The 17,086-nt window shown below is 72.6% G+C and carries 18 protein-coding genes and 1 tRNA gene; 6 read left to right on the forward strand and 13 right to left on the reverse strand.

All coding sequences use genetic code 11. The features are described 5' to 3' along the window. Positions 1–17: 17 nt before the first annotated feature. From HZF07_RS11010 to HZF07_RS11035, 6 genes are all read right to left on the reverse strand, one after another. Positions 18–1,109 carry a class I SAM-dependent methyltransferase gene (locus HZF07_RS11010; protein ID WP_157341624.1) on the reverse strand — a complete coding sequence of 364 codons (1,092 nt, stop codon included), beginning with the start codon at positions 1,107–1,109 and terminating at the stop codon, positions 18–20. Next, positions 1,096–1,647, reverse strand: a complete 552-nt coding sequence (gene rfbC, locus HZF07_RS11015; RefSeq protein WP_157341626.1) for a dTDP-4-dehydrorhamnose 3,5-epimerase — start codon at positions 1,645–1,647, stop codon at positions 1,096–1,098. Before rfbC ends, HZF07_RS11010 begins: the two co-directional genes overlap by 14 nt. Before the next feature lie 4 nt (positions 1,648–1,651). Further along, entirely contained in the window at positions 1,652–2,284 is a 633-nt protein-coding gene (locus HZF07_RS11020; protein WP_157341628.1) for a PIG-L deacetylase family protein, read from the reverse strand. A 108-nt stretch (positions 2,285–2,392) separates the two neighbouring features. After that, the gene (locus HZF07_RS11025; RefSeq protein ID WP_157341630.1) at positions 2,393–3,172 is read right to left on the reverse strand and encodes a 3'(2'),5'-bisphosphate nucleotidase CysQ; all 780 of its coding nucleotides are present in this window, start codon (positions 3,170–3,172) and stop codon (positions 2,393–2,395) included. Between the two features lie 10 nt (positions 3,173–3,182). Next, the gene (pth, locus tag HZF07_RS11030) at positions 3,183–3,815 is read right to left on the reverse strand and encodes an aminoacyl-tRNA hydrolase (protein WP_157341631.1); all 633 of its coding nucleotides are present in this window, start codon (positions 3,813–3,815) and stop codon (positions 3,183–3,185) included. Between the two features lie 16 nt (positions 3,816–3,831). Further along, positions 3,832–4,494: a 50S ribosomal protein L25/general stress protein Ctc gene (locus HZF07_RS11035; RefSeq protein ID WP_157341633.1), complete on the reverse strand. Its 663-nt coding sequence runs from the start codon at positions 4,492–4,494 to the stop codon at positions 3,832–3,834. Positions 4,495–4,902: 408 nt separating this feature from the next. Between HZF07_RS11035 and HZF07_RS11040 the strand changes: the two genes are divergently transcribed. Continuing rightward, entirely contained in the window at positions 4,903–5,538 is a 636-nt protein-coding gene (locus HZF07_RS11040; protein WP_157341635.1) for an acyltransferase, read from the forward strand. 283 nt (positions 5,539–5,821) lie between these two features. Continuing rightward, positions 5,822–6,598: a response regulator transcription factor gene (locus HZF07_RS11045; protein WP_309504697.1), complete on the forward strand. Its 777-nt coding sequence runs from the start codon at positions 5,822–5,824 to the stop codon at positions 6,596–6,598. On the opposite strand, the gene HZF07_RS11050 is transcribed toward HZF07_RS11045, so the two are convergent. Beyond that, complete coding sequence (locus tag HZF07_RS11050) at positions 6,568–7,296, reverse strand: helix-turn-helix transcriptional regulator (RefSeq protein ID WP_157341637.1); 729 nt, start codon at positions 7,294–7,296, stop codon at positions 6,568–6,570. The genes HZF07_RS11045 and HZF07_RS11050 overlap by 31 nt on opposite strands. 383 nt (positions 7,297–7,679) lie before the next feature. Between HZF07_RS11050 and HZF07_RS24425 the strand changes: the two genes are divergently transcribed. The 4 genes from HZF07_RS24425 to HZF07_RS11070 all read left to right on the forward strand — a co-directional run bounded on the left by HZF07_RS24425 (position 7,680) and on the right by HZF07_RS11070 (position 12,226). Next, complete coding sequence (locus tag HZF07_RS24425) at positions 7,680–9,095, forward strand: sensor histidine kinase (protein WP_157341639.1); 1,416 nt, start codon at positions 7,680–7,682, stop codon at positions 9,093–9,095. Continuing rightward, positions 9,092–9,778 (forward strand): response regulator transcription factor, encoded by a 687-nt coding sequence (locus tag HZF07_RS11060; RefSeq protein WP_309504698.1) that lies wholly within the window; start codon positions 9,092–9,094, stop codon positions 9,776–9,778. The genes HZF07_RS24425 and HZF07_RS11060 overlap by 4 nt, the downstream gene beginning before the upstream one ends. 140 nt (positions 9,779–9,918) lie before the next feature. After that, positions 9,919–11,355 carry a sugar transferase gene (locus HZF07_RS11065; RefSeq protein WP_181645058.1) on the forward strand — a complete coding sequence of 479 codons (1,437 nt, stop codon included), beginning with the start codon at positions 9,919–9,921 and terminating at the stop codon, positions 11,353–11,355. 160 nt (positions 11,356–11,515) lie between these two features. Beyond that, entirely contained in the window at positions 11,516–12,226 is a 711-nt protein-coding gene (locus HZF07_RS11070; protein ID WP_157341640.1) for a helix-turn-helix transcriptional regulator, read from the forward strand. A gap of 24 nt (positions 12,227–12,250) precedes the next feature. Here HZF07_RS11070 and HZF07_RS11075 read toward each other — a convergent pair whose 3' ends face one another. From HZF07_RS11075 to HZF07_RS11100, 6 genes are all read right to left on the reverse strand, one after another. After that, positions 12,251–13,231, reverse strand: a complete 981-nt coding sequence (locus HZF07_RS11075) for a ribose-phosphate diphosphokinase (RefSeq protein WP_434063453.1) — start codon at positions 13,229–13,231, stop codon at positions 12,251–12,253. A 32-nt stretch (positions 13,232–13,263) separates the two neighbouring features. Then, positions 13,264–14,727 carry a bifunctional UDP-N-acetylglucosamine diphosphorylase/glucosamine-1-phosphate N-acetyltransferase GlmU gene (glmU, locus tag HZF07_RS11080; protein WP_181645059.1) on the reverse strand — a complete coding sequence of 488 codons (1,464 nt, stop codon included), beginning with the start codon at positions 14,725–14,727 and terminating at the stop codon, positions 13,264–13,266. 1 nt (position 14,728) lies between these two features. Then, a tRNA-Gln gene (locus HZF07_RS11085) sits at positions 14,729–14,807 on the reverse strand. Between the two features lie 39 nt (positions 14,808–14,846). Then, the gene (locus HZF07_RS11090; RefSeq protein ID WP_232523036.1) at positions 14,847–15,080 is read right to left on the reverse strand and encodes a DUF6752 domain-containing protein; all 234 of its coding nucleotides are present in this window, start codon (positions 15,078–15,080) and stop codon (positions 14,847–14,849) included. Next, entirely contained in the window at positions 15,077–16,672 is a 1,596-nt protein-coding gene (locus HZF07_RS11095) for a class I SAM-dependent methyltransferase (protein WP_157341644.1), read from the reverse strand. The genes HZF07_RS11090 and HZF07_RS11095 overlap by 4 nt, the downstream gene beginning before the upstream one ends. Further along, complete coding sequence (locus HZF07_RS11100) at positions 16,669–17,085, reverse strand: adenylyltransferase/cytidyltransferase family protein (RefSeq protein ID WP_157341646.1); 417 nt, start codon at positions 17,083–17,085, stop codon at positions 16,669–16,671. The genes HZF07_RS11095 and HZF07_RS11100 overlap by 4 nt, the downstream gene beginning before the upstream one ends. Position 17,086: the final 1 nt, after the last annotated feature.

Raw genomic sequence — 17,086 nt, forward strand, 5'->3', positions numbered from 1 at the left:
GTCGGCGGGCTCAGCGCTCAGCAAGCGCCGTAGACGACCCACCGGTCGGCGAGCTGGGGCCAGCTGTCGCGCAGCTCATCAGCCAGGTCCGGCAGCATCAGCAGGATGCTCCCCGGGTCGGCTGCGACCATCGCGTCCGGGGCGACGACCGGGATGTCGGTGCCGGGCATCCTCCGCCCCTGCTTGGCAGGCGCCCCGTCGGCGATCCCCGCAACGACCCCGGGACGCAGCCCGGCCGCGGCGAGCACGGCGACGGCCCGGGACCCGGCGCCGTAGAGCCAGGCGCCTCCCGGCTGGCTCTCCGCCCATCGACGCAGCTGCTCGACATCCTGCTCGAGCGCCGCGCCCAAGGGGCCCATCGCGGTCGGGTCCAGGACGCCGAGGGCACGTTCTGCGCGCTCGAGCTCGTCGAGGGCGACGCCCTCCGCTGCGGGCCCGACGCCGCTGCGGGAGGCCAGCAGGAGGACCGAGCCGGTGTAGAGCGAGTAGCTGCGCGCCGCGTACACCGTCAGCCCGGCGTCGGCGAGGAGGCGCCGTGCTGCCGGGACGCTGTGGTAGGCGAAGTGGCCGTGGCGCAGCGCGTTCCACTCGCGACGTGCGAGCGTCGCGGCGTACGTCGGGAACTGCAGCAGCAGGATCCCGTCGTCGGTGAGTGCCTCGGCCCGGGCGCGCGCGGCCGCCGCCTGGTCGCGGTCGTGCATCAACCCGTAGACGTCGACGACCAGGCCGGCCCGGTCGCCGACGGCGGGCCGAAAGCCTCTGGCACGGAGCGCGTCGCCCCAGGAGCCGCCGTGCGGGCTGGCGAACTCGATGAACTCCCCCGGCTCGATCAGGCCGGCGGCCAGGAGCTCGTCGACGGCCTGGTGGGCCTGGTCGACGGCCGCGCGCGGCTCGAGCGCACGCGGCTCCTCCGGCGCCGGTCCGTCGTCCAGCAGCTGGGCCAGCCCGCAGCTCGCGCACCACCACATCGCGAGGGGGTGCCGAGGGTCCGGACCCGCGTCCGACGCGGACGGGAAGTGGTCAGCGGCCGGCTGCTCGCCGAGGTCGAGGACGACGCGGCCGCTCGTCGACCGACAGCCCCGACAGTGGTGCGGGTCAGCCGACGACATGACCCGCGCTCATCTCGCGCCACGACCCGGCGGACTCGTCCCGCGGGCTGAGGGTGTCCACCGGCAGCGGCCACGTGATGGCCAGGTCCGGGTCGTCGTACCGCACCGAGACGTCGTCGGTGGAGTCGTGGGGACGATCGATGCGGTAGCAGATGTCGGCGACCTCGCTCAGCACCTGGAACCCGTGCAGGAACCCGCGCGGGACGTAGAGCACGCAGTGCTGCTCGTCGTCGAGCGTGAAGCCCTGGTGCCGTCCGAAGGTCGGGGACTCGGGGCGAGCGTCGACGATGACGTCGAGGATGGCGCCGCGGGCGCATCGGACGAGCTTGGCCTCTCCGCCCCGCGCGCGGCCGTGGAGGCCGCGCAGGGTGCCCCGGCTCGATCGCGACTGCGAGTCCTGGACGAACGACGCCGGGTCCAGCCCGTGGGCCGCAGCGACCTCGGCGTCGAACGTGCGGGTGAAGAACCCTCGGGCGTCGCGGTGCGGCGACGGCCGGAACACCAGCACGTCGTGGAGCTCGGCGGTCTCGACACGCATGCTCTCAGACCTCCACGAGCGCCTTGGCGACCCAGAATCCCTCGGCGTACGGCTGGCGGCACTCCATGCCGCGCAGTCGCATCAGGCCGAGGAAGACCTCGTCGTCCCACCAGTCGTGGGGGTGCTGGCTCGGGAAGTGGCGATCCAGCAGCGCCACCTTGCGGCGGGCGTGCTCCGCGGTGAGCCCGACGTAGTGGGACGGAGCACCCATGTCGCCGTCCCACTTGGGGATCTCGTAGTGCATGACGAGCGCGTCCCGCCACACCGTCGTCACCATGACACCGAGCGTGCGATGGTCCTGGTGGGCGTCGTCGACGCGATGGGTGAGCACCAGCTGCGGCCGGCAGTGTCGGGCGAGGTCCTCGAGATGCTCCTTGGCCGCCTCCCAGTGGGTGGGCAGCCGACCGTCGGGCAGCGCGGCGAAGTGCGTCTTGACCCCCGGGAGGATCTCCTGGAGGGCACCCTCGGACTCGGCGATCCGGTCCGGGGAACCCGTCAGGACGGCGACGGTGAGGGTGACGTCGGGGCGCTCGGCGATCCGGAGCAGCGTCCCTCCGCACCCGATCTCGACGTCGTCGGGGTGCGCCCCCACGCAGAGGACGTCGAGCGGGCCATCGGGCAGTCTGAGCGGATCCATCGACCTGGATCCTTCCGGGCTGCGGCCCGACGCCCGGGCAGATGCCGGGCCACATACCGCATCTTGTGGAGGCCGTCGGGCTGCGCCGGGTCCGGCCGCCCGGTCGGGTCAGCCGACGCCGTGCTCGCGCACGAACGTCAGGATCCGCTCCGCGAGCTCCGGGCGGCAGACGATCAGGTCCGGCAGGTAGACGTCGTCCTGGTTGTAGACGAGCGGGGTGCCGTCGACGCGAGAGGTGAAGAGGCCGGCGGCACGGGCGACCGCGACCGGAGCGGCCGAGTCCCACTCGTACTGCCCTCCGGCGTGCACGTAGGCGTCGGTCAGGTCGCGCGCCACGGAGATCACCTTCACCCCGGCCGAGCCCATCGGCACCAGCTCGGCGTCCAGCTCCTCGGCGAGGGCGTGCACGAACGCCGGCGGTCGGCTGCGCGAGACGGCGATGCGCGGGCGCGGCGCGCTGCTCGGGGGCACGACCGGCGGGGTGCCGGTGTTGAAGGTCTCGCCCAGCGCGGGCTGGGCGACCGCGCCCGCGACGAGGTCGCCGTCCTGCCAGAGCGCGACGTGGACCGCCCAGTCGTCGCGGGGCACCTCGGAGAACTCGCGGGTGCCGTCCAGCGGGTCGATGATCCAGACCCGGCTGCTGGTGAGGCGGGCCTTGTCGTCCTTGCCCTCCTCCGAGAGCACGGCGTCGCCGGGACGGTGCTCGGCGACGAGCTCCATCAACAGCTCGTGGGCGGCCCGGTCGCCGGCGTCCTTGAGCTCGCGGCCCTCGAGACCCTCGCCCCGGACCTCGAGCAGCCGCTCCCCCGCGACCGTGGCGAGCCACGTGGCGAGCACGTGGTCGTCGGTGGCGGCGGCAGCGGGTGGAGTTCCGGGGGCGAACGTCATGCGGGCCACCCTATGAGTTGAACTTCTGCTGGGTGCGCTCGAGCCCCTCGAGCACGAGCGACTCGACGGCGTCGGCAGCCTTGTCGACCTGGAACGGCACGATCCTGCGCTCGGCCGACGAGTAGTCCGACAGCACGAAGTCCGCGACCTCCTGGCGACCCGGCGGGCGGCCGATGCCCACCCTGACCCGGTGGAAGTCGCCGGTGCCGAAGGACGAGCGCATCGACCGCAGCCCGTTGTGGCCGTTGTCGCCGCCGCCGAGCTTGACCCGCATGGTGTCGAACGGGATGTCGAGCTCGTCGTGGACGGCGATGACGCGCTCGGGCGGCACCTTGTAGAAGGTCGCGAGCTGCTTGACCGGGCCGCCGGACTCGTTCATGTACGACCGGCTCTTCGCGAGCACGACCCGCGGACCCGGCGCTCCGGGCGCGCCGAGGCGACCTTCGACGACCTCCGCGCGGCCGGACTTGTGGGCCCGGAAGGAGGAGCCCATGCGGGTCGCGAGCTCCTCGACGACGAGGTAGCCCACGTTGTGCCGGTGGCCGGCATAGGAAGGGCCGGGATTCCCCAGCCCGACCACCAACCACACGGGGGTAGCGGAGTCGGTCACGGAATCCCGGCCCTTCCTACGGAACAGCGTCATGCGACAGGGAGGAGGATCACTCCTCCGCGTCGGCCTCGCCCTCGGCGGCCTCGGCGGCCGGGGCCTCCTCGGCCGGGGCCTCGTGCTCGATGCCGGCCTCGGCCTCCGCCTCCTCCAGCTCGGCGTCCAGCGCCTCCTGCGAGATCTGCGCGGTGACGTTGACGATCAGCGTCTCCTCGTCGAGCAGGAGGGTGGAACCCTGGGGGAGCTTCAGGTCGGACGCGTGGATCTGGGTGCCGGCCTCGGCGCCCTCGATGTCGACCTCGACGAACTCGGGGATGTGGGTGGCCTCGGCCTCGAGCTGGATCGTGGCGGTCTCGGTGACGACCAGCGTCTCGCGGGCGGCCTCGCCGTTGAGGTGCACCGGCACCTCGACGGTGACCTTCTCGCCCTTGACGACGGCGACGAAGTCGACGTGCTCGATCACCCGACGGATCGGGTCGACCTGCACCTGCTTGGTCAGCGCCAGCTGGGGCTTGCCGTCGATCTCGAGCTCGAGCAGCGCGTTGGCGCCGCCGTGCTTGATCGCCATCATCGTGTCGTGGCCCGGCAGGGTCAGGTGGATCGGCTCGTTGCCGTGGCCGTAGACGACCGCCGGCACCTTGTCCTCACGGCGGATGCGGCGCGCAGCGCCCTTGCCGAACTCGCTGCGGACCTCGGCCTTGATCTTCTCGCTCATCGCGATGCTCTCCTCGTACGTGGTGCTGGCTGTGCATCTGTCTCGGGGCCGCGGCGCGCAGATCGCGGCGGCAGATCCCGGAGGTCCAGCCAGCCCTGTCGATCACGGAGCCCAGGTGTTCTGGGCGCTCCCTCGCCGAGGCAACTGCAACAGTCTAGGGCGGCCGCCACCCGACGCCTAAATCGTGGGCCGCCACCCAGTGCGTCGCGGTGGCGAGATGTCGGCGGCCGGCCCCCCAAACCGGCCGCCGTGTGCGTCAGCATCGGAGAGGCGAGCCGCCGCGGGAGCGGCTTCGACGACGGGGATACCCGATGTTGGGTAGGCGCGCTCGAGGCGGCGCGTCCCGACTATTGGGGAGCATGGCGGGCCGCATCCGTCAGCGGGCGGACCGTGGCGTGTCATGTGCACATGACACGGACGGAATCTCCCCGGATAGAGAGCTCGGCCGTCGTTGACGCCGACGCACGCATCGGGATCGGCACGACGATCCGGCATCTCGCACAGGTGCGCGAGCGGGCGGTCGTCGGGGAGGACTGCATCGTCGGCCGGGGCGCCTACATCGGGCCCGGCGTCGTGGTCGGCGACCGGTGCAAGATCCAGGACCACGCCCTGGTGTACGAGCCGGCCTTCCTGGAGAGCGGCTGCTTCGTCGGCCCCGCCGCGGTCCTGACCAACGACGTCTTCCCCCGCGCGGTGACCCCCGACCGGACCCCCAAGTCCACCGACGACGGGCAGGCCGTCGGCGTGCACGTCGGGGAGGGCGCGTCGATCGGCGCGCAGGCCGTGTGCGTGGCTCCCGTGACCATCGGTCGGTGGGCCATGGTGGCCGCCGGCTCCGTGGTCACCCGCGACGTCCCCGACTTCGCCCTGGTGGCAGGAGTCCCGGCCCGGAGGGTGCGGTGGGTCGGGCACGCAGGGGTGCCCCTCGAGTCCGCCGGTCGTGGCGGCTACCGCTGCCCGGCGACCGGCCGTCGCTACATCGAGTGGCACGGCCGCCTGGAGGAACAGGTCCAGGACGAGCTGTCCCAGGTCGCTGAGTTTTGATGATGACCGTCACATCGGCCACCACCGACACTGAGGTCGACGACCTCTTTGTGTCGCCTGTGCCGGCTCGCCAGTCGGCCATTTCGTCACGAGCCTGCGCGGGCGCTGTCCCCTCCCCCGAGATGGGCGACCGGCAGCCGTGGTGCCTCGACCCCATGCGTGGCACCGCGACGGAGTGGCCGGCTGGCAGCCTCGGCTCGGCACGCGGTCCGCGTCCCGAAGATGAGGTATTCGGCCACGGTGCTGGGCCACGCGGCCCCGCGGATTTCGCACGGTAGTCATCGTGACGACCCACGAGACCGACTTCCGAGCCAGCACCGCGCTTGACGGCACCCGGCTCGACGGTGCGACGTCACCGGACGGGTTGCTGCCGCACAGCGGGCGGGGGCCGCGTCGTCAGCGGATCCTGCTCATCGACGACCACCCGCTGTTCGTCGAGTCGCTCGACATCGCCCTGTCGCGGGCGGGCTACGACGTCCGCCAGGCGGAGGTGCCCGAGAGCCCCGGGCGGCTGGCGAGCCTGATGGCACAGGTCTCGCGCTCCCGGCCCGGCATCGTGCTGCTCGACCTGGACCTCGGCCAGTTCGGGGACGGCGCGCGCCTGATCCCGTCCCTCGTCCAGAGCGGCTGCGCCGTCGTCGTGGTGACGGCCGACCTCGACCAGGCGCGCTGGGGACGGTGCCTCGCCGAGGGCGCCAGGAAGGTCCTCAGCAAGGGGGCCAGGCTCAACGAGATCCTGGCCGTGCTGCGCCGCATCGACTCGGGCCTGCCGGTGCTGGCACCTGGCGAGCGCGAGGACCTGCTCCGGCACTGGCACGAGCGGCAGTTCCGCCACCAGCACATCCAGGCCCGGCTCGAGCTGCTGACGAACCGCGAGGCCGAGGTGCTCGGCAACCTCACGCTCGGGCGGACGGTACGAGAGATCGCGTCCCGCTCGTTCGTCTCCGAGGCCACCGTCCGCACCCAGGTGAAGTCGATCCTCGCCAAGCTGGAGGTCTCCTCGCAGCTGGCTGCCGTCGGCCTCGCCCATCAGGTCGACTGGCGCTCCCCCGTCGACTGAGCATCCGCCTCAGCCTCGTCCTGGGCCTCGTCCTGGGCCGACCACTCGATCGCGTGCAGCCGCGCGACAGCGGCCAGCTGCGACCGCACGCCCATCCTGCGCAGGATGGAGTGCACGTTCGACCGCACCGTGGTCTCGGCCAGCCCCAGCCGGGGCGCGATCTGGGCGACCTGCAACCCCTGGTGCAGCAGCGTGAGCACCTCGAGCTGACGTGGCGCGAGGCTGTCCAGCCGCTGCTGGAGGTATCCGTGCCGGGCCTGGAGCTCGTGCCAGGCCGCGATGTGCTCGAGCCTCGGCCCCGCCGGGTCGGCGCGGCCGGCGGCGAGCGCCCGGATCAGCGAGTCGGTCTCCGCAAGGGTCAGGTCACGGGATCGCACCGCCGACGCGCCCGCCGCCGCGAGGCCTCCCCACGCCGACCCCGGGCTGGCGCCCGTCAGCACGAGCCAGGGTCCCGACCAGCCGCGCATCAGCGCAGTGGCCGCCGCCAGTCTGAGGGACACGTCGACGTCGTACAGGAGGACGCCCACCTCGGCCGAGGCGCCGGCCGCCTGCTGGCGCAGCGGCGCGTGGCCGCCGCCAGGCCACCCGAGCACGGTGGTGCGGAACCCGCGGCTCCGCAGTGCGGCCGCCACCGCCTCGGCGATCAGCGGGAGGTCGGACCCGAGCAGCACGTTGACGACGGCCGGCTCGGCTTCCACACGGACAGGCGAACCGGCCGGCGTCTGGAGCGCGGGGACGGTCGGCGGCATCGTCGACCATCGTGGCGTTCCTCGCCGCTCCCGGTCCGTGCGGCGCCGGAATGTCCCCTGCTTTCGGCATGCCGCCGACCGGTCGTCGATGGGCAGAACAGGCAGCCCACTGACGGATTTGTGCCCGATCTCCACCCGTTGGAGGGTGATTTCGTCCCCAATCTGGGGGAGACATCATCGATTTCGATTGAAAATCCCTCGTTCTCGCCTCGATATTAGGGGACTGGACATCGCCCGGCGGATTGCCGTCGAGTCAGATCCGGCCGTGGGGGACGGACAGGTCCATGGGGTTCGACGGCGCTGCCGCGGGCCCCATAAGGGGGTGGGGCACCGTGGGAGAACGCGAGACGGTCCGCGCTGTCGTCATCGGCTGCGGCGCGGCGCTCGTACCGCTCGCCGCGCTGACGATCGGCGGTCCGGCGACGTCGGAGCGGGCGGCCGACATCTGCGTGCTCGCCTCCGCGGTCGCCGTGCTGTGCGCCGCTGTGCTCTTCTACATCGACTGGCACGTCGACGACGACCCGTCCATGGCCTGGCTGGTGACCGCCGCCGCGGCCTACTCCCTGCAGCAGGTCAACTGGTTCACGCTGCTGACCGACGGCCCGGACACCGCCGACAGCTCCGTGTGGGTCTACCTCTTCCAGATCGGGGTCATCTTCGGGCTCGGCTCCGTGCTGGTGCGCGGCGACCGGCTGCCGGTGCGCTGGGATCCGCTCGCCCTCGGCCTGCTGCTGGGGCTGGGGGTGATCGTCGCCCGCATCGGCGTGCTCGCGATCCCGTCCCCCGCGCCCTCGACGGCCGGGTACGTCGCCGTCCTCATCGGCCTGGGCGTCGTCAGCCTGTCGAACGTGGCCCGCCTACTGCTCTCCAGCGTGCTGACCCGGGAGCTCCGGCACCGACTCGCGCTCGCCTCGGCCCTCCTCGCCGTCGGCCAGGTCTCGGCCGCGACCGGGTCGCCCTACGCACTGCTCACCGTCAGCGCGATGGCCAACATCGTCGGCAGCACCCTGCTCGTGAGGACAGCGGTCACCGACGCCCGACGGGCCGTGGTCGCCGAGGCGTCTGCGCTCCGCACGCTGCGCGGCCGGCTGGAGACCGCGGACCACGACCTGCACACCGGCAAGGCGCGCTTGCACGAGTTCCGCGCGACCCTCGCCGGCATCAAGACTGCCACGGAGCTCCTCCAGCGGACCGAGATCGCCCCGTCCTACCGGGAGCACCTGCACCAGATGGCGGTCGCGGAGCTCCAGCGGCTCGACCGCCTGGTCAGCGACGCCTCGACCGGCCCGGTCGCGCTGATCGAGCTGGACGCCACGCTCCGCCCGATCGTCGTCCGGCACGAGGCCGCGGGTCTGGCGGTCTCGTGGCAGCCCAGCGGCCACGTCGTCATGGCACGGCCGGACGACGTGGCGGAGATCGTCGACGTGCTGCTGTCGAACGCCCACCGGCACGCCGCCGGCCACCCGGTCCGGGTCGGCGTCCGCGCAGCGGGCACCGCGGTCGAGCTGACCGTGTCCGACGACGGTCCGGGGGTCGACCCGGCGGTGCGGCCGTGGCTCTTCTCCTGGGGAGCCCACGGCCCCCAGTCGCCGGGCCAGGGGATCGGCCTCGCCGCTGCGCGGATGCTGGCCGAGCAGCTCGACGGGTGGCTCGACATCGCGCCCGACGCCGGGCGTGGCGCGCAGTTCGTCCTCTCCCTCCCGGCGCCCGTGGTGGCCGTCGCCGAGCCGCAGGACCTCGGGAGGTGACCGCCACGACGCCCCGCAGCAGGCTGAAGGTCCTCATCATCGAGGACCACGCGCTGTTCGCCGAGTCCCTCCAGCTGGCCCTCAACCTGGAGGGGTACGACGTCGAGTGCCTGCCGGTCAGCCAGGTCGGGGGCGCCCAGGGGGTGCTCGCGGCCGTCGCCCGGATCCGTCCGCGCATCGTGCTGCTCGACCTCGACCTCGGCGGCGTCGGCGACGGTGTCCGGCTGATCACGCCGATGGTGAAGGCCGGCATCGAGGTCGTCGTCGTGACGGCCTCCAGCGACCGGGCCCGGTGGGGCGAGTGCCTGCACTGGGGGGCCCGCAAGGTGCTGAGCAAGTCCCAGCAGCTCAACGAGATCCTCTCGACCGTGCGTCGCATCAACCAGGGCTTCCCGGTCATCGACCGCGAGGAGCGCGAGGCGCTCATCAACTACGGCCACGAGCAAGGCCTCGAGCGGGTGGCCCTGCAACGGCGGCTCGCGCTGCTGACCCCCCGCGAGGAGACCGTGCTGGGCGAGCTGATGCGGGGCCGGACGGTCCGTGACATCTCGACGAGCAGCTTCGTCTCCGAAGCCACGGTCCGCACCCAGGTGAAGGCGATCCTCGCCAAGCTCGAGGTCTCCTCCCAGCTCGCGGCGGTCGGTCTCGCCAACTCCGCGGGCTGGCATCCCAGCCGCGACTGACGATCGCCGCTCGGCCAGGTTGCCCGATTTCGGGCATGTGGTTTGCGCGCCCAGTTCCTAGGTTCTCAGGCAGGAGATCTGCACACCATCCGCTGGCCGGATGACCGGTAGCAGCAGGTCGTCCGCAGTGGGGGGGAACCGTGACTTCAGTGACGTCGGCGGCGCCGGGGCCGTACCGCGTGGATGAGAAGGCGCCGGCCGCTGCCGCCCGCCGCCCGTCCGCCGCGCCGCCGCGACACTCGTCCGCCGTCCTGGCGGCCGCGGACCTGGTGAGCGGCACAGCCACCCTCCTCGTCGTCCTCGTCGTCCAGGGGATCGCGCCCGATCCGGTGCCGCTGCTCCTGGCAGCGCTGGCCTGGTCCCTCACCCTGGGTGCCCTGGGTGCCTGGACGAGGACGCCGGGCTCCTCCGGGCTCCGCGCGGTGCTCCAGGCCGGGGTCGCCGTCGTCGTCGTCTCCTGGGTCACCGGCGGCGTGCTGGTCCCCGGCGCGACGCACGGGACCCAGGTCGAGATCGTCGCCGCGCTCGTGGTCGCGGCGATCGCCGTCCGCCTGGTCGTCGGCTCGCCGCGACTCCGGGTCGCGGTCGCCGGCGACCTCGCCGATGTCGCGTCGATCGTGGGCGAGCTGGAGCGCGACCGCCGTCGCCACTGGACCGTCGCCGCCGCGTGCGTCTCGCTCGACGAGTCCGCCGCCACGTCCGGCGCGATCGGCGCAGACCTGCGCACGATCCCGATGTGGCTCGGGACCGAGGAGCTGGTCGACGCGGCGCTGGCGAGCGGTGCCAACGCCGTCGTGGTCGCGCCCGGACGGGCGCTCGACCCCGCGGCTGTCCGCCGTACCTGCTGGGCCGCCCACGCAGCCGGGCTCGAGGTCTACGTCGGCACCGGGCTCCTCGACATGGTGCCCGCGCGGGTCCAGCACGTCTCCGCCGGCCTGCTCGGCCTGGCCCGGATCCGGCCGCGGACCGGACCGTCGACGACGCGCCTCGCGAAGGCCGCCACGGACCGGGCGATCGCCGCGCTGACGCTCTTCGCCCTGCTGCCCCTCATGCTGGTGATCGCCGTGGTGATCCGGTGGGACTCGCCGGGACCGGTGCTCTACTCGCAGCGCCGGGTCGGACGAGGCGGCAGCACCTTCACGATGTTCAAGTTCCGGACCATGCGGACCGACGCCGACCAGCGCCGGGTCGATCTCGCCCACCGCAACGACTGCGACGCGGTGCTGTTCAAGCTGCGGGAGGACCCGCGGATCACGCGCGTCGGCCGGATCCTGCGACGGTACTCGCTCGACGAGCTGCCCCAGCTGATCAACATCGTCCGCGGGGAGATGTCGCTCGTCGGTCCCCGGCCGGCCCTCCCCGCCGAGGTGGCGCAGTACGCGCCCGACCCTCGGCACCGGCTGGCCGTCCGGCCCGGGCTGACCGGTCTGTGGCAGGTCTCGGGCCGCTCGGACCTCAGCTGGGACGAGAGCGTCCGCCTGGACCTCCACTACGTCGACAACTGGTCGTGGGCCCTGGACCTGCGGATCCTCGCGCGGACCGTGGGCGCCGTGCTCGGGCACCGCGGTGCGTACTGACGAGCGGGCTGCCTAGACCACTCCGCGCGTGGACCCGGCTCCCCCGAGCCGCGACCCTTGACACCCGTGCAGTCGACGGGCTATCCCCGGGTAGGACGTACGGGAGGTCCCGGCTGGACCGCTGTCCGTCGGGGATCGTGCTTGCGGGGGGAGGAACGTCATGACGACACCGGCACCGACGACCGATCGGCGGCGCAAGCGGGTCGTCGTGGTGGGCCAGTTCACGATGGTGGTCGAGGCCGTCAGCCGCTCGTTGCCGGCCACCGTCCGCACCGCAACGGTCGCGCTCGACACCGCTCCCTCGACCAACGCGGCTCGCGACAGCGTGCTGCGCAGCAGCCCCGCCCTCGTCGTGCTGGTCGTCAGCCGCCTCGACAGGGTCTACGCACCGGACCTGGTCTCCGAGCTCGCGGGACGCGGGCAGCGGGTCGTGGTGATCGGTCAGGTCGGCGACGCCGGCGAGTCGAGGGAGCTCGCCGCGGCCGGAGCGATGGCGGTGCTGGACGGGGTCGGCGCCACGGAGCTGGTGCGCCTCGTCGCGCGGCTGACGGACCCCGAGGCGGGCACGGTCGGACGGACCCGCGTGGCCGTCGCGCCGCGCCGGGCACCGGACGCGGCGCTGACCGAGGAGCGGCGCGCCCTGCGCAGGCTCGCCCGACTGACCCCGGCCGAGGCCCGCACGCTCTGGCGGCTCATGCACGGCGACTCGGTCCTCGAGATCGCCGAGCGGCACGTCGTCTCGGTCGAGACGGTTCGCTCCCACATCCGGGCACTGCTCACCAAGCTCGACGCCAGCAGCCAGCTCGCGGCGGTCGCCCTCGCCTGGCGGGTCGGCTGGCAGTCCTCGCCGGCCGTCCGGGACGCCGCGTAGGCGATCGCCCGCGACGGGTCGACGTCAGGCGTGCCCGTCGAACATCGAGGTGACCGACCCGTCCTCGAATACCTCACGGATCGCCCGCGACACCAGCGGCGCGATCGACAGGCAGGTGAGCTTGTCGAACTCCTGGTCCGGGGAGAGCGGGAGCGTGTTGGTGACCACGACCTCGGTGGCCGGGCAGTTCTTGAGCCGGTCGACGGCAGGGTCGGAGAGGATCGCGTGCGTCGCGGCGATCACCACGCCGGCGGCACCGTCGGCCATCAGGGCGTCGGCGGCCTTCGCGATCGTGCCGCCGGTGTCGATCATGTCGTCGACCAGCACGCAGAGGCGGCCGGTGACGTCGCCGACGACGCGGTTGGCGACCGTCTCGTTGGGCCGGTCGGTGCGGCGGCTCTTGTGGATGAACGCCAGCGGGGCACCGCCGAGACGGGCCGACCACCGCTCCGCCACCTTGATCCGGCCCGCGTCGGGCGAGACCACGGCGAGCGGCTGGTTGCCGTACTTCTCCTTGATGTGGTCGGCGAGGATCGGCAGCGCCATCAGGTGGTCGACGGGGCCGTCGAAGAAGCCCTGGACCTGGTCGGCGTGCAGGTCCACGGTGATCAGCCGGTCGGCACCGGCGGTCTTGAACAGGTCGGCGACCAGGCGCGCGGAGATCGGCTCGCGACCGCGGTGCTTCTTGTCCTGCCGCGCGTAGCCGTAGAAGGGCATGACGACCGTGATCCGCTTGGCGCTCGCCCGCTTGAGGGCGTCGACCATGATCAGGTGCTCCATGATCCACTCGTTGATCGGAGCCGTGTGGCTCTGGATCACGAAGGCATCGCAACCGCGGACCGACTCCTCGTAGCGGACGTAGATCTCGGAGTTCGCGAACTCGTAGGCCGAGGTCGGCACCAGCGGGGTGCCGAGCAGCGCCGACACCTCCTCCGCGAGCACGGGGTGTGCCCGACCGCTGAAGACCATCAGGTTCTTCTCGGTGGTCTTCTTCATTCCGGTCACGGTGCGCTGCTCCTCGGTAGCCGGTGTCCCGATCAGGATTCTGCCACGTCCCCGTCGCCGGGCTCACCACCGGCCAGCGCCTGCTCGGCGGCCCGCGCCTGAGCGGTCCCGGGGCGCTTGGCCAGGGCCCAGCCCTCGATGTTGCGCTGCGGGCCGCTCGAGACCGCCAGGGCGCCCGGCGGCACGTCGCCGCGCACGACGGCGCCGGCTCCGGTCGCGGCGCCGTCGCCGATCTGGATCGGCGCGACGAAGGTGTTGTTCGAGGAGGTCCGGGCGTGCCGGCCGACCTTCGTGCGGTGCTTGGTGACGCCGTCGTAGTTGGCGAAGATCGTGCCGGCGCCGATGTTGGTGCCCTCGCCGATGTCCGCGTCACCGACGTAGGACAGGTGCGGCACCTTCGCGCCGTCGCCGATCGTCGCGTTCTTGGTCTCGACGAACCCGCCGATCTTGCCGCCGACCCCCAGCGTCGTGCCCGGGCGCAGGTAGGAGAACGGGCCGACGTTCGCCGACGCACCGATCACGGCCAGCTCGCCGTGGGTGCGGACGACGCGGGCGCCGACGCCGATCTCGCAGTCCTTGAGCGTGCTGTCCGGGCCGACCACGGCGTCCTCGCCGACGACGGTCGCACCCAGCAGCTGGACGCCGGGAAGGATCGTGGCGTCGTTGCCGATCACCACGTCGGCGTCGATCCAGGTCGTGGCCGGGTCCATCACAGTGACGCCCTCGCGCATCCACCCCTCGACGATCCGCCGGTTCAGCTCGGCGCCCATCCGCGCGAGCTGGACCCGGTCGTTGACGCCCTCGGTCTGGTCGACATCCGCGACCAGGTGGGCGCCGACGGTGAGGCCGTCCTCCCGCGCGATCGCGATCGCGTCGGTCAGGTAGAACTCGCCCTTGGAGTTGTCGTTGCCGATGCGCGGCAGCGCCGACAGCAGGAACTCGGCGTCGAAGGCCAGGATCCCGGAGTTGATCTCGGCGACCTCGCGCTGCTCCGGCGTCGCGTCCTTCTCCTCCACGATCGCCTCGACGTCGCCCTCGTGGTTGCGCAGCACCCGGCCATAGCCGAACGGGTCCGGCACGATGCCACTGAGGATGCTGACCGCACGCTGCGCCGCCTCGTGCTCGGCCGCGAAGTCGCGCAGCGTGTCGCCCTGGAGCAGCGGGGTGTCGCCGTACGCGACGAGCACGGTGCCGGAGATGTCGCCGGCGGCCTCGACGGCCACCCGGACGGCGTGCCCGGTGCCGTGCTGCTGCTCCTGGACCGCGAGCACGACGTCGGGGAAGCCCTCCCGGACGTGCGCGGTCACCTCCTCGCGCTGGTGCCCGACCACGACCACGACGCGCGCCGGCTCGACGGCGTACGCCGCGGTCAGCACGTGCCCGATCATGCTGCGCCCCGCGATCGGGTGCAGCACCTTCATGGTCTTGGACTTCATCCGGGTGCCGCCGCCGGCAGCCAGCACGATGACGGTCAGACCGGTCTCTTGTGCGCTCACGCTCCCCGGGTAGGAGTCGAACCTACGTCGCTAGTCCTGATTCAAAGTCAGGCGGGCCCTGCCGGCAGACCAACCGGGGAATGTCCCTCGGGACCCGGACAGCCTAGGGCCCGCGCGGCTCAGATGCTGGCTCGGTACTGCGCGAGCACCTCGCGGACGCGTTCCTCGTCACGGTCGGCGATCGGCACCAGCAGCTCGGCGACCACGTCGACGAGCTCGGCGATCCGGCGGTTGAGCTGACGGCACTCCTGGAGCTCCTCCTCCAGCGCCGCGATCCGGGCGTAGACCCCGACGGGGCGGCGGCGCAGTCGGCGGTAGCGGTCCTGGGCCAGCGCGAGCATGGGCGCAGTCATCGGGTCCTCCCTGGGACGGGTCGGGCCGTCCGGGTCCAGCGGACCCGCATCCGGCACACGGAAGGGTCGGCGACGCCGAGGACGTCGACGCCGGGCCGGACGCGCACCCGCTCGACGCGACCTCCGGCGGCCTCGATCTCGCGGCGCACCAGGTCCGGGTCGAGGCGGCGCACCAGCCCGGGCGGTCCGGGGTCCGGCACGCCGCGATCCGCGGTGGCACTGAACTCCAGGAACAGCTTGCCGCCACCGCGCAGCGCCATCCTGCTCAGCAGCCACAGCTGCGAGCGGGCGGTGTCGTCGAGGCAGCCGAGCAGGTGCCGGGCGTAGAGGTGGTGCGGGTCGCGGCTGAGCTCGGCGCCGGCGACCAGCACCGTGCGCAGCTCGTTGAGGGTGAGCGGGCGGACGTCGACGTGCAGCCGCCGGCGGGTGGCGTTGCGCAGCACCGAGCCCCGCGCGGCGCGCGAGAAGTCGTACGCTGCCACCGGCCGGCCACGCTTGGCGAACCACAACGCGTCCCGCCCGGTGCCGCACCCGAGATCGGCGACGGCGGCTCCCCGGGGCAGCTGCCGGTCCACCCACTTCGCGAAGTTCGAGCGCCGCTTGGTCGAGCCGCGACGGGCGCTGGCCTGGTGATGCTCGGTCCAGCGGCCCATGTCGGTGCGGAAGCCGCGCAGCCAGCCGTCGAGGCGGCGTACGCCGCGGACCGGGTCGGCGTACTTGAAGGAGGGATCCGGCACCCGCCAGCCAGGGCCGTAGACGAACGCGAGCATCGCCTCGGGGTCGGCCGGGGCCGGGAACTCGACGCCGTGCAGCGTGATGGTCGAGACCGGCAGGATCGCCGAGCGCGGCAGGGTGCCGCTGCGGTTTCCGAGCTGGTAGAAGGTCTCGCCGACCTCGAAGGCCACGAAGATGTCGATGTGGCACTGGCGGCCGTCGCTGAGCGGCAGCAGCAGCTTGATGTCGCCGCCGGACATCCGCAGCAGCGTCCAGCCGAGGCGCAGCATCGTGCGCTGGACCCGGTAGGACTCGGCGATGATGTCGGCGGGCGAGCTGTGCCTGCTGAGGTAGCAGACGTCGGTGTCGGAGTCGTGGCCGATCATCGCGCCGTCGCGGACCGCGCCGAGCAGCGCGCCGTAGTTGAGGTAGGCCTCGACGCCGCACTCGTCGCGCAGGTCGTCGAGCGCTCGGCGGGTGCCGGCGAGGATCTCGCCGCGCACGCCGTCGTCGGTGGCCTGGAACGCCCGGCACAGGTGCCCGACCTTGTCGATCGCCAGCGGGAGGCCCTGCGGGTCGACGACCTGCACCCGCTGGTCGGCCGAGCCGCCACCGAGCACGACCTCCTCGTCGGCGTACACGCGCTCGCCGGCGACGTCGGAGACGCGTACGCGCACGGCGCCGACGAGGAACCGGCGCAGCACCGCCGGCCACTCGACCCGGACGCCACCGCGCACGGCGTGGCCGTCACGGGCGGCGGTGAAGGCGAAGACGTAGCGACCGTCGAAGCTGACCACGAGCGGCTCGGTCGGCGCGCGGCGGAGCAGCAGGCCCGCGTCGGAGACGACGACCGCGGGATCGGCAGAGAGGGTGGTCATGACGCGGCGATCACCCGGCGCAACTGGCTGCTCGAGGTGTGCACGGTGTAGGGGAAGTAGCGGACCTCGGCCCCCACGGTGGCGATCCGGCGCTCGAGGGCCTCGCCCTTCGCGGTGCCACGCCAGTCGTCGCCCTTGAACACCACGTGGAAGCCGACCTCGTGCCAGGCGTCCAGCTTGTCGGTCGTCAGCTCGGCGTAGGTCGCGTCGACGATGCCGATCGCGTCGACGATCGCGATCCGCTCCTCCAGCGGCACGTAGGGCCGCACGCCCTTGACCTCCTCGCACACGTCGTCGGACACGACGCCGGCGACCAGCACGTCGCACAGCCCACGCGCCTGGCGCAGCGCGTTGAGGTGACCGATGTGGAACAGGTCGAAGACGCCGGGCACGTACCCCACCACCGGACCCATG

It is taken from the genome of Nocardioides agri (genome assembly GCF_013778305.1).
GTDB classification, from domain to species: Bacteria; Actinomycetota; Actinomycetes; order Propionibacteriales; family Nocardioidaceae; genus Nocardioides; species Nocardioides agri.